Annotated in this window: 16 protein-coding genes; 5 read left to right on the top strand and 11 right to left on the bottom strand. The window is 71.7% G+C overall.

What is annotated here, in order from left to right:
• Positions 1–152 precede the first annotated feature (152 nt).
• Both ACZ7L7_RS34130 and ACZ7L7_RS34125 read left to right on the top strand, forming a co-directional pair.
• A complete protein-coding gene (locus ACZ7L7_RS34130; RefSeq protein ID WP_472077863.1) occupies positions 153–1610 on the top strand; it encodes a zinc-dependent metalloprotease in 1458 nt (485 codons plus the stop codon).
• A complete protein-coding gene (locus ACZ7L7_RS34125; protein ID WP_471591930.1) occupies positions 1607–2134 on the top strand; it encodes an NUDIX hydrolase in 528 nt (175 codons plus the stop codon). The genes ACZ7L7_RS34130 and ACZ7L7_RS34125 overlap by 4 nt, the downstream gene beginning before the upstream one ends.
• Positions 2135–2220: 86 nt before the next feature.
• On the opposite strand, the gene ACZ7L7_RS34120 is transcribed toward ACZ7L7_RS34125, so the two are convergent.
• The 4 genes from ACZ7L7_RS34120 to ACZ7L7_RS34105 form a co-directional block, all read right to left on the bottom strand.
• Complete coding sequence (locus ACZ7L7_RS34120; protein WP_285510220.1) at positions 2221–2976, bottom strand: AIM24 family protein; 756 nt, start codon at positions 2974–2976, stop codon at positions 2221–2223.
• 17 nt (positions 2977–2993) lie between these two features.
• Complete coding sequence (locus ACZ7L7_RS34115; RefSeq protein WP_285510221.1) at positions 2994–3674, bottom strand: AIM24 family protein; 681 nt, start codon at positions 3672–3674, stop codon at positions 2994–2996.
• Between the two features lie 11 nt (positions 3675–3685).
• A complete protein-coding gene (locus ACZ7L7_RS34110) occupies positions 3686–5395 on the bottom strand; it encodes a TerD family protein (RefSeq protein ID WP_285510222.1) in 1710 nt (569 codons plus the stop codon).
• A 131-nt stretch (positions 5396–5526) separates the two neighbouring features.
• Complete coding sequence (locus ACZ7L7_RS34105) at positions 5527–6123, bottom strand: M48 metallopeptidase family protein (protein WP_093725532.1); 597 nt, start codon at positions 6121–6123, stop codon at positions 5527–5529.
• 235 nt (positions 6124–6358) lie between these two features.
• On the opposite strand from ACZ7L7_RS34105, the gene ACZ7L7_RS34100 reads away from it, so the two are divergent.
• Together ACZ7L7_RS34100 and ACZ7L7_RS34095 are read left to right on the top strand one after the other, a co-directional pair.
• Complete coding sequence (locus ACZ7L7_RS34100) at positions 6359–7576, top strand: TOMM precursor leader peptide-binding protein (RefSeq protein WP_453601322.1); 1218 nt, start codon at positions 6359–6361, stop codon at positions 7574–7576.
• Positions 7569–8936 (top strand): ABC1 kinase family protein, encoded by a 1368-nt coding sequence (locus tag ACZ7L7_RS34095; protein WP_285510224.1) that lies wholly within the window; start codon positions 7569–7571, stop codon positions 8934–8936. Before ACZ7L7_RS34100 ends, ACZ7L7_RS34095 begins: the two co-directional genes overlap by 8 nt.
• A gap of 31 nt (positions 8937–8967) precedes the next feature.
• On the opposite strand, the gene ACZ7L7_RS34090 is transcribed toward ACZ7L7_RS34095, so the two are convergent.
• The 5 genes from ACZ7L7_RS34090 to ACZ7L7_RS34070 all read right to left on the bottom strand — a co-directional run bounded on the left by ACZ7L7_RS34090 (position 8968) and on the right by ACZ7L7_RS34070 (position 12859).
• Complete coding sequence (locus tag ACZ7L7_RS34090; protein WP_285510225.1) at positions 8968–9174, bottom strand: hypothetical protein; 207 nt, start codon at positions 9172–9174, stop codon at positions 8968–8970.
• Between the two features lie 133 nt (positions 9175–9307).
• On the bottom strand, positions 9308–9631 hold the full coding sequence (locus ACZ7L7_RS34085) for a hypothetical protein (protein WP_093725526.1): 324 nt from the start codon (positions 9629–9631) through the stop codon (positions 9308–9310).
• Entirely contained in the window at positions 9628–9996 is a 369-nt protein-coding gene (locus ACZ7L7_RS34080) for a WhiB family transcriptional regulator (RefSeq protein ID WP_019072119.1), read from the bottom strand. The genes ACZ7L7_RS34085 and ACZ7L7_RS34080 overlap by 4 nt, the downstream gene beginning before the upstream one ends.
• Before the next feature lie 172 nt (positions 9997–10168).
• Positions 10169–10498, bottom strand: coding sequence for a hypothetical protein (locus ACZ7L7_RS34075; RefSeq protein WP_285510227.1), 330 nt, complete (start codon positions 10496–10498; stop codon positions 10169–10171).
• 162 nt (positions 10499–10660) lie between these two features.
• Positions 10661–12859, bottom strand: coding sequence for an ATP-dependent DNA helicase UvrD2 (locus ACZ7L7_RS34070; RefSeq protein WP_285510228.1), 2199 nt, complete (start codon positions 12857–12859; stop codon positions 10661–10663).
• A 219-nt stretch (positions 12860–13078) separates the two neighbouring features.
• Between ACZ7L7_RS34070 and ACZ7L7_RS34065 the strand changes: the two genes are divergently transcribed.
• Positions 13079–13321, top strand: coding sequence for a mycoredoxin (locus tag ACZ7L7_RS34065; RefSeq protein ID WP_031479355.1), 243 nt, complete (start codon positions 13079–13081; stop codon positions 13319–13321).
• Between the two features lie 121 nt (positions 13322–13442).
• Here ACZ7L7_RS34065 and nudC read toward each other — a convergent pair whose 3' ends face one another.
• Together nudC and ACZ7L7_RS34055 are read right to left on the bottom strand one after the other, a co-directional pair.
• Positions 13443–14390: an NAD(+) diphosphatase gene (gene nudC / locus ACZ7L7_RS34060; RefSeq protein WP_285510229.1), complete on the bottom strand. Its 948-nt coding sequence runs from the start codon at positions 14388–14390 to the stop codon at positions 13443–13445.
• A 156-nt stretch (positions 14391–14546) separates the two neighbouring features.
• Positions 14547–15950 (bottom strand): dipeptidase, encoded by a 1404-nt coding sequence (locus ACZ7L7_RS34055; RefSeq protein ID WP_472077862.1) that lies wholly within the window; start codon positions 15948–15950, stop codon positions 14547–14549.
• Positions 15951–15954 lie beyond the last annotated feature (4 nt).

Raw genomic sequence — 15954 nt, 5'->3', positions numbered from 1 at the left:
ACGCGTACGGACCAGGTGGCATCCATCCTGCCGCAGGCCGGGAGTCGGCGAAGCACCGAGGCCCCAACCGCCCGTGGTGTCTACGCTGGGTGGTGTTATCGGGCAGTCGCGCCGTCGGAACCAACCGGCGGCCTTACCAGCCGAGGAATCCCGTGAGTGACACCCCATTCGGATTCGGCCTTCCGCCGGAGGAGCCGGACGACGGCGACGAGGGCAAGAAGAAGGACCAGCAGAGCGGCGGTGGTCAGGGCCCGGCCAATCCGTTCGGTTTCGGCGGGCTGCCCGGCGCCGGGGGCTTTGGCGGCCCCGGCGCGGACAATCCGTTCGCAGCCATGTTCGGTTCGCTGAACCCCACCGACCTGGGCGCCGCCTTCCAGCAGCTCGGCCAGATGCTCTCCTACGAGGGCGGCCCCGTGAACTGGGACATGGCCAAGCAGATCGCCCGCCAGACGGTGTCCCAGGGCACCTCGGACGGCACCAAGGACGCGAGCATCGGCCCCGCCGAGCGCACCGCCGTCGAGGAGGCCGTGCGGCTCGCGGACCTGTGGCTCGACGACGCCACCTCACTGCCGTCCGGCGCCGCCTCCGCGGTGGCCTGGTCCCGCGCGGAGTGGGTAGAGGCGACACTCCCGGTCTGGAAGGAACTCGTGGACCCGGTCGCCGAGCGCGTCGGCACCGCCATGGGTGACGTCCTGCCGGAAGAGATGCAGGCCATGGCGGGCCCGCTGATCGGCATGATGCGCTCGATGGGCGGCGCCATGTTCGGCACGCAGATCGGGCAGGCCGTCGGCGTGCTCGCGGGCGAGGTCGTCGGCTCCACCGACATCGGCCTGCCGCTCGGACCGGCCGGACGCGCCGCGCTGCTGCCGGTGAACATCGAGGCGTTCGGCAAGGACCTGGGCGTGCCGAAGGAGGAGGTGCGGCTCTACCTCGCCCTGCGCGAGGCCGCCCACCAGCGCCTGTTCGCGCATGTGCCGTGGCTGCGCTCGCACCTGTTCGGCGCGGTCGACGGCTACGCCCGCGGCATCAAGGTCGACACCGCCAAGCTGGAGGACGTGGTCGGGCAGTTCGACCCGCAGAACCCCGAGCAGCTCCAGGACGCCCTTCAGCAGGGCATGTTCCAGCCGGAGGACTCCCCCGAGCAGAAGGCCGCGCTGGCCCGTCTGGAGACGGCCCTGGCACTGGTCGAGGGCTGGGTGGACGCGGTGGTGCACGCGGCGGCCAAGCCCCGGCTGACGTCCGCGGACGCGCTGCGCGAGACACTGCGCCGCCGCCGCGCCTCGGGCGGACCCGCCGAGCAGACGTTCGCCACGCTGATCGGGCTGGAGCTGCGCCCGCGCCGGCTGCGCGACGCCTCGCGCCTGTGGGCCTCGCTCACGGACGCGCGCGGTGTCGACGGCCGCGACGCCCTGTGGGCCCACCCGGACATGCTGCCGACGGCCACCGACCTGGACGACCCGGACGGCTTCGTCCACCGCGAGCACATGGACTTCTCCGAGCTGGACAAGATGCTCGGCGAGGCGGCCGACGGCGGCTCAGCCGGGAAGCCCGACCTGAGCAAGGGCGGCGAGGACGGCACGGACGGCAAGAAGGACGACGACAGCGATTGAGTCTGCACGACGACGCGGTCCTGGTGCTCAAGGGGTACGAGGACCAGCCTGAGCTGCGCCAGGTCTACCTCGACCACCTCGCGGCCCATACGGACGGCATGTGGAAGGCCTGCACGGACGGGCACATCACGGCGAGCGCCCTGGTGATCGACCCCACGCGCGAGCGGGTCCTGCTGACGCTGCACCGCAAGCTGCGGATGTGGCTGCAGATGGGCGGCCACTGCGAGCCGGGCGACGCGACGCTCTCGGCGGCAGCCCTGCGCGAGGCCACCGAGGAGTCCGGCGTCACCGGCCTGACGCTGCTGCCGGGCGGCCCGGTACGGCTCGACCGGCATCCGATCCCGGCGCCCTGCAACTGGCACCTGGACGTGCAGTACGCCGTCCTGGCGCCCCCGGACGCGGAGCACACGGTCAGCGAGGAGTCCCTGGACGTCCGCTGGTTCGGCTACGACGAGGTGGCGGGCGCGGCGGACGAGTCCGTCGTACGGCTACTCGAAGCGAGCCGCGCGCGGCTGAACGCGTAGACGGAGTGAACGTGTAAACGTCTAGACGGGGCGAACGTGTAAGGGGCGACCCCCATTGGTGGTCGCCCCTTACCTGTGCTCGTCCGTCAGCTCCAGACGTTGCCCTGGTTCTGTCCCCGGGCGCCCTGCTGGCCCATGCCGTACTGCGCGGCGAGGCCCGAGCCGATCTGGGCGTTCTGCGGCGGCAGCAGCTCGCTGGGCTGCACCAGCGCGTACCCGGTGCCCATGAAGCTCAGCTCCCAGCCCTCGCCGGTGTTGCCGCGGCGCCGCCACACCCCCGAGGAGTGGGTCTGGGCCTGCATCTGCACGCGCAGACCGGTGGACCAGGCGACGATCGCGTCGGCGTCGCAGTTGACGTACTTGTCCGGCGTGACCTGGAGCATCAGCGGCATACCGGAGGTCATCAGGGCGACCTTGCCGCGGCCGGTGATGTTGAGCTGGTACTTCCCGGAGCCGGAGATGCCGTAGAGGCTGTCCACGGCGATGACCTCGTGGTGCAGCGAGGAGTCCATGGCCAGCACATAGCTGCTGTCGACGGTGAGTCCGTCCTGGTCCACGTCCACCAGGTGGATGTGCTGCTTGAGGTTGGCGAGGTAGACCGTGCCCTGCCCGTGGCAGCGCATCAGGTCCAGGCCCTCACCGGTGTGCGCACGCGAGCGTGACTGCTGGTTGCTCTGGAACTCGGCGTCGAACTCGACCAGGCCCTGGTAGGCGACCATCGTGCCCTTGCGGGCGAGGATGTCGTCGTGCCCCTCCAGGAGGACGCGGAGCATCTGCTTGTTCTGCAGGCTCCAGCGGTCCTGGGTCTGCTGGTCGTTGTAGGCGAAAAGCGGACTCTGCATGGCGTTCTGGCTCCCCCTCAGCCCCGGATCCGGAGACGGTCGGTGCTGTCCTCACTGGGCTGGACGACGACGATGCCCTGGCCGGAGAAGGCCATCTGGTACGCCTCGCCGCTGCCCCGGCCGATGAGCGACTGCGCCTTGAAGCTGCGCTTGCCCTTCACCTTGAGGTTCGGGGACCAAGCGACGAGCGCGTCGGGGTCGACGTACGTCTCGTTCTCGCCGCCGCCGCAGTCCACGACGATCGGCTTGCCCCGGGAGGTCAGCGCGACCCAGCCCTGCCCGGAGATTTTGGTGTTCCACAGGCCCTGCCCGGCGAACTTCGCCAGGCCCTTCACGCGCTCGACTCCCCACGTCAGGTGCGCGTCGAAGGCGAGCAGGTTGGTGGCGTTGACGGAGATGCCGTCGCCGTTGAGGTTGATCACGACGACGTTGGCGCCGTAGTCGGCGAGGTAGAGCAGTCCGTCGCCGGAGCACTTCATCAGGGGCGCGCCCTCACCGGTGAGCCAGTCCTTGGCGATCTGGCGCACGGCGGGCGGGTTGGGCTCGTACTGCACGAACCCTTCGTAGGCGACCATCGACCCCACGCGCGCGAGGAGGTCGTTCCCGGTCTGCATGGCGACCTTCAGCATGTGGTTGCCGTGGTTCTCCATGCGGGCGGCGGCGGGTGCGGGGGCGAAGCCCGCGAGTGGCTGGTTCATGACGGGCTCCCTCAGATCTCGTACGGCTGGACGACGATGAAGTTGCCGGGAGCGGCCCGGAACTGGAGGTTGACGCTCTCCCCGGTGTCCCCGGGGTAGGCGTTGCGGCGCATGCGCACCTGGCTGGAGACGACCACCTGGGCGGCGGACGACCAGGCGACCACGGCGTTGGCGTCGGCGAACGTCGTCGGCGTGACCGGGAGGACGACGGGCGTGCCGTGCGTCTTCACCACGATCGTGCCGGTGCCCGTGAACTGCATCGTGAACAGCGCGCCGCCGGGGATGCCGTGGCCCTCGATCCGGCGGACCTCGTACTGCAGGCCCTCGTCGAAGGCGAGGACGTTCTCCGCGGAGACACAGATGCCGTCGCCCTGCAGCTCGATCGGGTGGACCATCGTGTTTTCCTCGGCGAGGAACACCTGGCCCTGGCCGGTGCAGCGCATCAGCTGCATCTCCTGGCCGGTGGCGTTGCCGACGATACGGCCGGCGAAACCGGCGCCCTTGTAGCTGAAGTCGACCTTGCCCTGGTAAAGCACCATGCTGCCCTGGCGGGCGAGCACCGCGTTGCCGCCGATGCCGAGGTCGACGCGGACCATCTTCTTGTTCTGCTGCGTCCAGCGCTGCCCGGTGGGCGTCTCCCGGTACTGCTCCAGCGCGGCAGCCACGCCGGGCCCCTGGGGCATGCCCTGCGGAGCACCCTGCGGGGCGCCGTAGGGGGCGGGGGCCTGGCCCGGGACCTGGCCGTAGGGCGGCTGCTGGCCGTAGCCGGGCGGCGGGGCGGGGTGGCCGTAGCCCTGGGGGGCCTGCGGCGGCTGGCCGTAGCCGGGCGGCATCGGAGCGCTCGGCGGCGCCGGGGGCTGGCCGTAGGGCTGCTGCGGCTGAGGCGGCTGGCCGTAGGGGGCGGCGGGCGCGGGTGCGGGCGGCGGGACCTGGGTGCCGCCGGGCGGGGTCATGGGCGCGATGATCGTGGGCTGCGCGTGCACCGACGGCGCGGGGGCCGGGGGCGGTGTGGCGCCGGGGGGCGGGGCGAAGCCCTGGGGGGCGGGAGCCGGGGCCGGTGCGGGCGCCGGGGCGGGCGCGGGCGCCGGGGTGCCGAACGCGGGCGGCGCGGTGGCCTGGGCGGGCGGCGCGAAGCCGGGAGAGGCGCCGGTCTGCGGCTGCTGCGGAGCCGGGGCGGGTGCGGGGGTCTCCTCCTCCAGCACCTCGCCGCCGAAGTTCTTCAGCAGCGCTTCCAGCCCGCCGTCGAAGCCCTGGCCGACGGCGGCGAACCGCCAGACGTCCTTCAGGTAGAAGTCGCCCAGCATGACGGCGCGTTCGGTGGTGAACTCCGAACCGCTGAACGAGTACCGGGCGACTTCCTCGCCACCGGCCACGATGCGGATGTACCCGGGGCCGATCTGCGACATCTGTCCGGCGCCGTCGAGGGTCGCGGTGAACGACAGCTTCTGGATCTGCGGCGGGATCCGGTCCAGGGTGACCCGGAAGGACTCCGTGTCACCGGCCTGGGCACCCAGGAGCTGGATGGACTCCTCCGGGGACTTCGGCTGGTTGAAGAAGATGAAGTACCGGTCGTCCGAGAGCCGTTCGTCGGCGTCGAGACCGAAACAGCTGATGTCGAAGGTCAGTCCCGGGCCGGAGATCTGCACACCTACGTACAGATCCGTGCCCGCGGTGAGGTCACTGATCCTGGCCTTGTGGCCGCGTTGGAATTCCCTGGCCATGCGTAACGACCGTCCCCCATCCCGAAGTGAGTGCGTCGCGTCAGGCTAACGGCAAACTCCGACACCGGACGAAGTCGGTACACAGCCGGTACGAAACCGGCGCACCTCGGTACCTGAAGGTCGGGGCGCGGTCACTCTCCGCGCGCGCCGGGCAGGTGCGGCAGCCGGTCGGCGGCCACCACGCCCTCCAGATAGCCCCGGGCTCGCTCGGTGCGCGGATAGGCGTCCATGAGCTGCCAGAACCTCGGCCCGTGGCCGGGCACCAGCAGATGCGCCAGCTCGTGCAGCAGGACGTAGTCGACGACGTACTCCGGCATGCCCTGGAGCCGGTGCGACAGGCGGATGCTGCCCTCGGCGGGGGTGCACGAGCCCCAGCGGGTGTTCTGGTTGGTGACCCAGCGCACCGAGTTGGGCCGGGCGCGACCCTCGAAGTACTGCGCCGAGAGGCGGTCCGCGCGCTCCGCCAGCTCCGCGTCGCCGAGGACCCGCTTGCTCTCCTGGGCGGCCAGCTTGTCCAGCATGACGTTCACCCAGCGCTGTTCCTCCGCCTCGGACATCCGGGCGGGGATGAGGACGACGGTGCGGTCCCCCTCGCGGTACGCGGACACCGTCCTGCGGCGACGGGCACTTCTGCGCACCTCGATCGCGCTCGTCCCCGAAACGTTCGGCGGCGGGCTCGTCGTGCGTCGCTGTGGCGTTCCGGCGCGGTGCAGTGGGTCGACGGACACGCCCTGACGTTACCCGCTGCACACGGGGGAAGTCCCGACTCCGGTACGGTTCGGCGCCCAGACGCCACCAAGCGTTGGATTTGTACGAAGAATTCCGCAGCCTGTGGACAACTTTCGGCGCCGGACCGCGCAGCCCGGCATGCTGGCTCTCGCCGGTGGACCACCACGACCGCTCGAAGGGGCGGGCGACACAACCAGCATATGGGTACGAACCATGACTTACGGGGGCTCTGTCATGCATCCGATGGTGAAGCCCGCGCTGCGGCGCGGCTGGCGTGACCTCAATACCGTGCAGTTCGGCATGACTCCCGCGCACGCGATGACGCTCGGCCCGATGGACACGGCCACGGGCAGCTTCCTCGACCTGCTCAACGGCACCCGGGGGCCGGAGCTGCTGCGGGCTGAGGGGCGCCGGATGCGTCTGCCCGACGGCCATGTCGACGGGCTGATCGCGCGGCTGGCCCACGCGGGGCTGCTCGACGACGCCCGCGGGGGCGGCGCGGCCGGTGCCGAGCTGCGCGGCCGCAAGGAGGTCCTGGACCGGCTGCGCCCGGACCTCGCCTCGCTCTCCCTGACCTCCTCCGAACCGGGCGAGGCCATGCACCGGCTGGCCGCCCGCCGCTCGCTGCGCGTCCAGGTGCGCGGCGCGGGCCGGGTGGGCGCCGTACTGGCCTCGCTGCTGGCCGGGGCGGGCGTGGGCGAGGTCGAGGTGCGCGACGGCGGCCGGGTGGAGCCGTGGGACGTGGCGCCGGGCGGACTGCCCGCCGAGGCGGTGGGTGAGCGCCGCGACGAGGCCGCCCGCCGGGCCGTACGCCGGGCGGCCCCGGCCCGCCCGCCCCGCCGCGGCCCCCAGGCACCGCCCGAGGAGGCGAACCCCGGTCACGCGCTGGTGATCCTCGCCCCCCGCGACGACGTGTCGGTGCACGCCCCGGTCCCCTCCGCCGCCGAGGACCTCCTCGCCTCCGGCACGCCCCATCTCTACGCCGGAGTGGTCGAGGGAACCGGTGTGGTGGGTCCGCTCGTCCTGCCGGGCGAGACGGGTTGCGCGGGCTGTCTGCAGGAGGACCGCGCCGACCGGGATCCGGTCTGGCCCCGGCTGGTCGCCCAGTGGCGGTCGGGCGGGGGCAGGGCGCGGCCGGTGCCGGCCTGCGACCTGGCGCTGGCCACCACGGTCGCGGGACTGGCGGCCGCACACGCGCTGGCGTTCCTCGACGGCCGGTCGCCGTCCAGCGCCGGCGCCCGCTGGGAGGTGTCGCTGCCCGGTCTGACCTGGCACGCCCGGCCGGTGTGGGGGCATCCCGCATGCCCCTGCGGGGCCGCGGACAGAGGTAAGGAAGGACACCCCTCCAAGGACGGAGAGGCGCACGAGACAATGGCGGAGCAACGGCCGTCGAGAACGTCACGCCGTGAGCCAGACGCACGACCGGCTGGGACCTGGAGGGCGCATGTCTGATCTTCCCCGGAAGGCGGTCACCCGGACCGCCAAGCTCGCCGCGCTCCCGCTCGGCTTCGCCGGACGGGCGACCTGGGGACTGGGCAAGCGCATCGTGGGCGAGTCCGCGGAACTCGTCGGCCGGGAGCTGCAGCAGCGCACCGCCGAGCAGCTGTTCAAGGTGCTCGGTGAGCTCAAGGGCGGCGCGATGAAGTTCGGGCAGGCCCTGTCCGTCTTCGAGTCGGCACTGCCCGAGGAGGTGGCCGGCCCCTACCGGGCGGCGCTGACGAAGCTCCAGGAAGCGGCGCCGCCGATGCCGACCAGCACGGTGCACTCGGTGCTGGCCGAGCGGCTCGGGGAGGACTGGCGCGAGCTGTTCGTCGAGTTCGACGACAAGCCCGCCGCGGCCGCCTCCATCGGACAGGTGCACCGGGCGGTGTGGCAGGACGGCCGGACGGTCGCGGTCAAGGTCCAGTACCCGGGCGCCGGTGAGGCCCTGCTCTCCGACCTCGGCCAACTGAGCCGGTTCGCCCGGCTGTTGGGTCCCCTCGTCCCCGGCATGGACATCAAGCCGCTGATCACCGAACTGAAGGACCGGGTCTCGGAGGAGCTGGACTACGACCTGGAGGCCCAGGCCCAGCGGGTGCACGCGGAGGAGTTCGCGGACGACCCGGACGTGGTGGTGCCCGATGTGGTCCACCAGTGCGACCAGGTCCTGGTCACCGAGTGGATCGACGGCATCCCGCTTTCGGAGATCATCACCGGCGGCACCGAGGAGCAGCGCGACCGCGCAGGCCAGCTGCTGGCCCGGTTCCTGTTCTCCGGTCCGGCCCGCACCGGGCTGCTCCACGCCGACCCGCACCCGGGCAACTTCCGTCTGCTGCCGGGCGGTCCGGACGACGAGGCGGAGTGGAAGCTGGGCGTGCTGGACTTCGGCACGGTCGACCGCCTCCCCGGCGGACTGCCCACCCCGATCGGCGAATCGCTGCGCATGACCCTCGACGGTGACGCCGAGTCCGTCTACGAACTGCTGTGCCGGGAAGGGTTCGTCAAGGAGTCCATAGCGCTGGACCCGGACGCCGTCCTGGACTATCTGCTGCCGATCATCGAACCGGCCCAGGTGGACGCCTTCACCTTCACCCGCGGCTGGATGCGCAGCCAGGCGGCCCGGGTCGCCGACCCCCGCTCCCCCGCCTACCAGCTCGGCAAGCAGCTCAATCTGCCGCCCGCCTATCTGCTGATACACCGGGTGACGCTGAGCACCATCGGTGTGCTGTGTCAGCTGGGGGCCACGGTCCGGCTGCGCGAGGAGCTGGAGGAGTGGCTGCCGGGGTTCGTGCCGGAGGAGGAGACCGAGGAGGAGTCGGCCGCGGAGGCGTGAGGCCCGGTCCGGGCCGCCGCCTTCGCGCGGTTCACCACCAGGACGAGTCCAGGCGCCCCTCAATGGCTCTGAGGTTCTTCCGGGAGCAGGTGTCGCAGAAGTAGCGGCGCTCGCCGTTCTCCACGGAGCAGGTCCAGGTGGGCTCCGGACCCTCCGCCTTGGCGCCGCAGCCGGCGCACGCCAGGGGCTGCTCGGGGACGGAACCGGCGCCGTCACCGCCTCCGGGAAGACTCGTCACCCCGTGACGATAACTCCGCCCTCGGCGCACCCACGCACAACGCACCGCGGGGGCCGGTCCGTTCGCACGGACCGGCCCCCGCGGGGAGCTGATGTCCTCCCTGATGGGAGGCCGGTGCAGCCTGCCGGGTCGATTACTGCATGACCGCCATGGCGATCGCGCGGCGGGCGCGCAGCGAGGCACGCTCGGCGCGGCGCTGCATGCGCCGCGCGGTCACCAGGCGCAGAGCCCGGCGTTCCCGCTCGGCGTCGTGCAGGCGCTCGTGCATATGCGCACGGGCCAGGGCTTCTGGGATGAGTTGCATTTCACGGGTCCTGTTCTGGCGCGAGTCGATCACGCCGGTGGTGGTGAAGTCTTCAGGCGTCGCGCCTGCGGGCTCGGTGGTGGACGGCTTCATCGGGGCCTGCTTCTTGGGGTCGTGCGTGAGGGGGCGGTCGATCGTTCCTGCGGTGTTCATGCCGTGACCGGGTTCTTGCGCGGGCGGCCACGCGGCCGCTTCCGGGCGACGACAACACCCTGGACGAACAGCTCGCCACCCCAGACGCCCCAGGGCTCACGCCGCTCCTTGGCGCCGGCGAGGCAGGCCTCGATCAGCGGGCAGGTGCGGCAGAGGGACTTGGCGTACTCGACGTCCGCGGGCGACTCGGCGAAGAAGACCTCCGGGTCGTAGGAGCGGCACGGGACGGGTACGCCGAGGTTCTCGATGGCGTCGTCGAGCGCGGTGAGCGCGGTGAGCGGAGTCAAGGTGGAGTCCTCCGTGAGGCCGGGCGGGGGGATCGTTTCGGAAGGCGGTACGGACGGGGCGTGCGCTTCGAGTTGCACGGTTCGTCTTCCTCGTCTGGTCGTTCCGGTCCGGTGGGACCGGGTGGCGGCTGGTACCGGGTTCTTTTCTTGTCCCGAGGCTCCTTCGCTCCGTCGCCCCGTTCGGGACAAACAGAAGGGCCGCGGATCCCGGATGGGGTTCCGCGGCCCTGAAGGCGCCGGCCTGATCGAATCAGGCTGGATCACTCCAGGGTTCTGGCCCACGGAAGGCCCACATCTGGTGGTGCTGCGTCGTCTGCTTCCGGAATCCGGCACCGGTCGCCGTAAAGGCATAGGCATCCGCCTGTGCCACTACTGCCGCTTCCAGTGCCTTGGTCGGTCGCTCGGCCCGCTCGCGGATGGGAAGACCCGCGAGGGACAGGGAGGCAGCCGGACGCTCGGCACGAATGCCGGACAGACCGGTGCCCTTGTTCGAGGCGCCGAGCATGCACAGGGAGGCGACGACCGAGCGATCGGTCATTTTCACGCTGCTGACGTTGGAGCTGGTGTTGATGCTGATCACTGGACTCGCCTCCTCTCGGCGTCTCGGGGGACTGGACGAACCAGTCCGACGGGTATGCAAGTACAACACGGAATCGGGGCCTCAGGAAGGCTCCGTTTCCGTGCTTAAGAACCTATGGGGATTGCCGGGGCATGCGCAAACTATTTTTTCGACGAGTTCGTATCAGTCCTCGTCTTCTTCTCCCCCGGGCTCCCGACCTGCGCAGATGGCCAGAACATCGGCGCCGTAGCGCGTGAGCTTGCGCATCCCGACACCCGGGATCCGTGCCAGGTCTCTCTCGTCGTCCGGGCTCGACTCGGCGATCGCCATCAGGGTCCGGTCGGTGAAGACGCAGAACGCCGGCTGCCCGCTGCGCCGCGCCTGCTCCGCGCGCCACTCCCGCAGCCGCTCGTAGAGGCCCTCGTCCATGTCGGAGGGGCAGTCGTCGCAGCGCATCAGCTTCATCTCGCCCGCGTCGGTGAGGGTGCGTCCGCAGACCCGGCAGCGGGCGACGGTGCGCTGGGTGCGGCGTGGGGCGGCGACGCCCGGTCTGCTGGTGAAGCCGCGCTCGACACCGCCCGCGCCCCCGGCGGCGGTCCGGCCCGCGGCCATGGAGGAGCCGGGGCGCAGTCCGTCGAGGAAGCGGCTGGGGCGGCGGTTGGGGCGACCGCCGGGCGAGCGGGCCAGGGACCAGGAGACGTGGAGGTGCTCCCGGGCGCGGGTGACGCCGACATAGAGGAGGCGGCGCTCCTCCTCGATCTGCTCGTCGGTCTTCGCGTAGGTGATCGGGATCATGCCCTCGGCCACCCCGACGAGGAAGACCACGTCCCATTCCAGGCCCTTGGCCGAGTGCAGGGAGGCGAGGGTGACGCCCTGCACGGTGGGGGCGTGCTGGGCGTTGGCCCGCTCGTCGAGCTCGGCGACGAGGTCGCCGAGGGTGGCGCCGGGCTTGGCGGCGGCGAAGTCGTGGGCGAGGTTGACCAGGGCGGCCAGGGACTCCCAGCGCTCCCTGACCGCGCCGGAGCCGGCCGGGGGCTCGGGGGTCCAGCCCTCGCCGGAGAGCACGGCACGCACCTGGGAGGGCAGGTCGACGGCGCCGTCGAGGAGGGAGTCGTTGCCGCCGAAGCGGGCCGCTCCGCGCAGCGCGATCCCCGCCTTGCGCACCTCGGGGCGGTCGAAGAAGCGCTCCGCCCCGCGCAGCTGGTAGGGGATTCCGGCGTCCGCGAGGGCCTGCTCGTAGGTCTCGGACTGGGAGTTGGTGCGGAACAGGACGGCGATCTCGGCCGCCGGGATGCCGGAGTCGAGCAGTTCGCGCACGCGCCGGGCGGCGCCCTCGGCCTCGGCGGGCTCGTCGGTGTACTCGGTGTAGACAGGCTCCGGGCCGGGCTCGCGCTGGGAGATCAGCTCCAGGCGGTGGTCGGCGGCGCGGCCCCTGGCCTGGGCGAGCAGGCCGTTGGCGAGGTGGACGACCTGGGGCGTGGAGCGGTAGTCGCGGACCAGCTTGACGACGGTGGCTCCGGGGTGGCGGATGCGGAAGTCGAGCAGGTGGTCCGGGGTGGCGCCGGTGAAGGAGTAGATGGTCTGGCTGGCGTCGCCCACCACGCACAGGTTGTCGCGGTCGCCGAGCCACAGCTCCAGCAGGCGCTGCTGGAGGGGGCTGACGTCCTGGTACTCGTCGACCACGAAGTGCTGGTACTGGGAGCGGACCTGTTCGGCGATGTCGTGCCGGTCCTGGAGGATCGCCACGGTGAGCAGCAGTACGTCCTCGAAGTCGATGACGCCGCGCTCGCGCTTGAGGTCCTCGTAGGCGGCGTAGAGCTGGGCGATCTCGGCGGGGTCGCGGGGGGCCTCACGTCCGGCCTTGGCGGCGGCCGGGGCGTAGTCGGCGGGGACGGTCTGGGTGACCTTGGCCCACTCGATCTCGCCGGTGGTGTCCCGCAGCTCTCCGCGGTCCAGGCGGATCCGGCAGGCGGCGGCCGCGTCGGCGACGAGCTGGACCTTGCGGTCGACGAGCCGGGGCATGGCGCCACCGATCGCTTTCGGCCAGAAGTACTGCAGCTGACGCAGGGCCGCCGAGTGGAACGTCCGGGCCTGAACTCCGGCGGCGCCGAGCTGGCGCAGTCGGCCGCGCATCTCTCCTGCGGCGCGGTTGGTGAAGGTGACGGCGAGCACGCTGGAGGGCTGGAGGATCCCGGCGCGCACGCCGTAGGCGATGCGGTGGGTGATCGCCCGCGTCTTGCCCGTACCGGCTCCGGCCAGCACGCACACCGGGCCGTGCAGCGCGGTGGCGACCTCGCGCTGCTCGGGGTCGAGCCCGTCGAGCACCGCGTCGGCCGAGTCCGGTGCCTGCGGGAAGAGCGGGGAGTGCGTTGCTGCTGTCACACCGCCATGCTGCCAGGTCGCCGGGGACGGGTGAGCCGGTTGTCCACAGGGTTGGCCTCGCAGTCGTACTAATGCGACAGGCGTCACGAGGGGCGCCTGCCGGCGATGCGGCGGACGTCACGTCGGCGGACATACCCCCGGTGGGAATGGTGGCCCGGGTGGCGTACGTTCCCCCTCTGGACGACCTGGTCCCCGAGCCATCGAAGGAGCGCGCGAGACATGCAGGGAACTGTGACGATGTACAGCACCACCTGGTGCGGCTACTGCCAGCGGCTGAAGAAGCAGCTGGACCGCGAGGGCATCGCGTACACCGAGATCAACATCGAGCAGGACCCGGCTTCCGCGGCGTTCGTCGAGAAGGCCAATGGCGGAAACCAGACGGTGCCGACCGTGCTCTTCGCGGACGGTTCGACGCTGACCAACCCCTCGCTGGCTCAGGTCAAGCAGAAGATCGGGGTCTGATTCCCGGTCTGCGCGGCGCTTCGGAAGGCGGTTCCCCTTGCGTGGGGGACCGCCTTCCGCCGTATCGCCTTCCGTCGTGCCGTCGTGCCGTTGTCTGTCGTGCCGTCTTCTGTCGTGCCGTCTAGACGAAGCTGGTCCGGGTCGGCAGCGGCTTGCCGTACCAGAGCTCGATCAGGCGGGCCGCGATCGAGATGCCGTAGGGCGGGAGCACCTCGCCGGACTCGAATGCGGCGCGCAGTTCGTCGCGGGAGAACCAGCGGGCCTCGTGGATCTCGTCGCCGTCGACGTCGACCTCCGTCGAGGTGGCGCGGGCCATGAACCCCAGCATCAGGCTGGACGGGAAGGGCCAGGGCTGGCTGGCGACGTACTCGACCCGGTCGACCGTGATGCCGACCTCCTCGTGCACCTCGCGGCGCACCGTCTGCTCGATGGACTCGCCGGGCTCGACGAAGCCTGCCAGCGTGGAGAAGCGGCCCTCGGGCCAGTGGACCTGGCGGCCCAGCAGGATGCGGTCGGACTCGTCGGTGACAGCCATGATCACGGCCGGGTCGGTGCGCGGGTAGTGCTCGCCGCCGCAGGCCGGGCAGCGGCGGATGTGACCAGCCGCTGCGATGACGGTGCGCTCCCCGCAGCGCGAGCAGAAGCGGTGGGTGCGCTGCCAGTTCTCCAGGCCGACCGCGTGCACCATCAGCCCGCAGTCGCGCGGGGACAGCAGCAGGCCCGCCTCGCGCAGTCCGGCCGGGCGGGCGGACTGGTCGATCCGTCCCGGCAGCGAGTCCTTCTGGAGCGCGAAGTAGCTGACGCCGTCCTCGTCGATGCCGAGGAAGTAGCGGTGCGCCTCGGTGAGGGGGGCCTCGAAGGAGGGGGTCATGACGAGTTCGGTACTGCCGTCCGCCGTCTCGTCGATCAGGACCTGGCCGCCGGAGACCACGAAGCAGCGGGTCGTGGGGTGGCTCCACGCCGCCGCCAGCCAGGCCTCGTCCAGGCGGTGGTGGGCGGCGCGGTCGATGCCGCTCGGGGCGGTGAGCGAGATGGGGCGGTCGGCGGTGTGGTCGGTCCAGGTGGTCACGGGTGCTTCCAACTCCCCCGGTGGAACGGTTGATATCGGCGGGCGGTTCAGCGGGACGTAGGACGGGAGGGGACCGGGTCCGGCGCGGTGGTCCGGTGCGGGGCGGTCCTACCAGTGTGCCCCGCGCGGGATGCCGCTTCGGACCGAACGGCGTGCTCAGGGCGCATGGCGCCAGTTCTCCGCGAGGTCGCCCCACAGGTACGCGGTGGTCTCGACACCCTTCATCAGCAGGTCCAGCTCGACCTTCTCGTTCGGGGCGTGCCAGCCGTCGGAGGGGACCGAGATGCCGAGGAACAGCACGGGGGCGCCGAGGACCTCCTGGAGGTCGGCGGCCGGGCCGGAACCGCCCTCGCGGGTGTAGCCGACCGGCTTCTCGAAGGCGCGGCCCATGGCGCGGGCCACCGACTGCAGGGCGGGGTGGTCCAGCGGGGTCAGGCACGGGCGCGTGGCCGAGCCGAAGACGACCTCGCAGCGGATTCCGGCGGGCACCTGCTCGGCCGCCCAGGCGCGCACGGCCTTCTCGATGTGGCCGGGCTCCTGGCCCGCGACCATCCGGAAGGAGAGCTTCACCATGGCGCCGGAGGGGACGATCGTCTTGTTGCCCGGGCCCTGGTAGCCGCCGCCGATGCCGTTGACCTCGGCGGTGGGGCGCGCCCAGATCCGCTCCAGGGTGGTGTACCCGGCCTCGCCGTGGGTAGCGTGCGACTTGGCGGTGGTGAGCCAGCTCGCCTCGTCGAAGGGCAGCCGGGCGAACAGCTCCCGCTCGCGGTCGGTGAGCTCGACGATGCCGTCGTAGAAGCCGGGGATCGCCACGCGCCCGTGCTCGTCGTGCAGGGCGGCGACCAGGCGGCCCGCCACGGTGGCCGGGTTGGGCACGGCGCCACCGAAGGAGCCGGAGTGGATGTCCTGGTCGGGGCCGTACAGCCGGATCTCGCACTCGGTGAGGCCGCGCATGCCGGTGCACAGGGTGGGGGTGTCCTCGGACCACATACCGGTGTCGGAGACGATCACGGCGTCGGCGGCGAGCCGGTCCGCGCGCTCCTCGACGAGGGCGCGGAAGTGCGGCGAGCCGGACTCCTCCTCACCCTCGATCAGCAGCTTCAGGTTGACGGCCGGGCTGGTGCGTCCGGTCGCGGCGAGGTGGGCCCGCACGCCGAGTGTGTGGAAGAACACCTGGCCCTTGTCGTCGGCGGCGCCCCGCGCGTAGAGGCGGTTTCCGCGGACGACGGGCTCGAAGGGGTCGCTGTCCCAGCCGTCCTCGCGGGCGGCGGGCTGCACGTCGTGATGGCCGTAGACCAGGACGGTGGGGGCCTCCGGGTCGCGGGAGGGCCACTCGGCGAAGACCGCGGGCGCGCCCTCGGTCGGCCAGACCTCGACGGTCGGGAACCCGGTCCCGGTCAGTTTGGCGGCGAGCCAGTCGGCGCTGCGTCGTACGTCGGGGGCGTGGTCGGGCTGGGCCGACACGGAGGGGATGCGCAGCCATGCGGTGAGATCGTCGAGGAAGGCGGCACGGTGCTGCTCGATGTACGTACGGACGGCGCTGTCCGGGGTCTGGCTCATGGTC

The organism is Streptomyces sp. NPDC110618 (assembly GCF_055657065.1).
The sequence above is the reverse complement of the archived record's forward strand: the minus strand, read 5'-3'. Positions and strand labels throughout refer to the sequence as shown.

Excerpts from the sequence above, each read along its gene's own strand:
- ACZ7L7_RS34115 (WP_285510221.1), bottom strand. The coding sequence starts at position 3,674 with ATGAACCAGCCACTCGCGGGCTTCGCCCCCGCACCCGCCGCCGCCCGC.
- ACZ7L7_RS34100 (WP_453601322.1), top strand. The coding sequence starts at position 6,359 with ATGCATCCGATGGTGAAGCCCGCGCTGCGGCGCGGCTGGCGTGACCTC.
- ACZ7L7_RS34120 (WP_285510220.1), bottom strand. The coding sequence starts at position 2,976 with ATGCAGAGTCCGCTTTTCGCCTACAACGACCAGCAGACCCAGGACCGC.
- ACZ7L7_RS34055 (WP_472077862.1), bottom strand. The coding sequence starts at position 15,950 with ATGAGCCAGACCCCGGACAGCGCCGTCCGTACGTACATCGAGCAGCAC.
- ACZ7L7_RS34065 (WP_031479355.1), top strand. The coding sequence starts at position 13,079 with ATGCAGGGAACTGTGACGATGTACAGCACCACCTGGTGCGGCTACTGC.
- ACZ7L7_RS34095 (WP_285510224.1), top strand. The coding sequence starts at position 7,569 with ATGTCTGATCTTCCCCGGAAGGCGGTCACCCGGACCGCCAAGCTCGCC.
- ACZ7L7_RS34085 (WP_093725526.1), bottom strand. The coding sequence starts at position 9,631 with ATGAACACCGCAGGAACGATCGACCGCCCCCTCACGCACGACCCCAAG.
- ACZ7L7_RS34110 (WP_285510222.1), bottom strand. The coding sequence starts at position 5,395 with ATGGCCAGGGAATTCCAACGCGGCCACAAGGCCAGGATCAGTGACCTC.